This is a genomic window from Roseateles sp. P5_E11 (assembly GCF_054049355.1).
This window is the reverse complement of sequence record NZ_JBFUMO010001069.1, coordinates 1-985: the sequence shown is the minus strand read 5'-3', so window position 1 is coordinate 985 and position 985 is coordinate 1. Positions and strand designations below refer to the sequence as shown.

The 985-nt window shown below is 63.6% G+C and carries 1 protein-coding gene; it reads right to left on the bottom strand.

All coding sequences use genetic code 11. From position 1 onward, the window contains the following. Positions 1-540 precede the first annotated feature (540 nt). Positions 541-985 (bottom strand): PEP-CTERM sorting domain-containing protein (locus tag ACXJKR_RS33455; protein WP_457326526.1); only part of this gene is annotated, 445 nt, incomplete at its 5' end.

Below are 985 nucleotides of genomic sequence, written 5' to 3'. Positions count from 1 at the left end.
GCGGATGGCCCTGGATTGGGTCGTGTCGGCGGCTGCCGTGGCGGCGCCAGGCAGCGCGGCCAGGAAGGTGAGGCTCAGGAAAGCGGCGGCAAATGTCTTCAACGGAGGTCCCCAACGCAGGCGGCAGTGTACGTGACGCCAAAAGTACCGACAAGATAAGAACTTAAGTGAAATACCTCAAGTGAACTCTTGTCCCGTATTGACGGGCCGTCACCTCAGGGCTTGCCACCGGCTCTTTCGCTTCGCAACGGGCTCCAAACGCATGCAAGTAGGCCTTGGCTGACAGCGTCTGGGAATCGGGTCGGCCCCGAATACCAAGGATTGCCGCTCAGTCGATCGACCCGCTCGTTGCCTGCGAGTGCCTCTGGGCGTCATTCTCGGGCGGTAGGCTGCCTTTTGAAGCAGGAGCAGCGGCTGCTTTGCGCGCCAAATTCCACGGGGACATGGAAACGGTTGCAACCGCCGTGACAGGGATCACGGCGGTTACAGCAGCAATGGGGGTGCGGGATGTTGGCGCGGCGTGGCGCCATCCTTAGCCGATCAGGAAGCGCGGCGGCGCGCGACGCCGAGACCCGCGATTGCCAAGCCAACAAGGGCCAGCGAGCCCGGCTCAGGCACGGTGTTCGGGGTGAACACGGCAAAGGCCCAATTGTTCTCGGTGCGGTTGGCCGTCTTCGAGTCCACGAACGACCCAAAACGCTGCCAGGTGGCGCCGGTGCCATCCTGATAGCCCGTCTGCGTTGCCTGGTATTGGCCAATATTGCCTTGGAACTGGTCAGCGAACGCCACCCAAAGAACCCCGCAGCAGCTCGACGGGTCGCCGATGACGACGGTGGGAGGCGCCCCCAGAACCGCCAGCAGGGCGTCCGCCGCCTCATTCGCAGCCGCCTCGTCGCCGAGGAAGGTCGGGGCGTCAGAGGCAAAGACCGTGTTGTAGGGCCCGAAGACAAAGGAAACGTCATAGGTCAGGCCATCGACCTCCAGG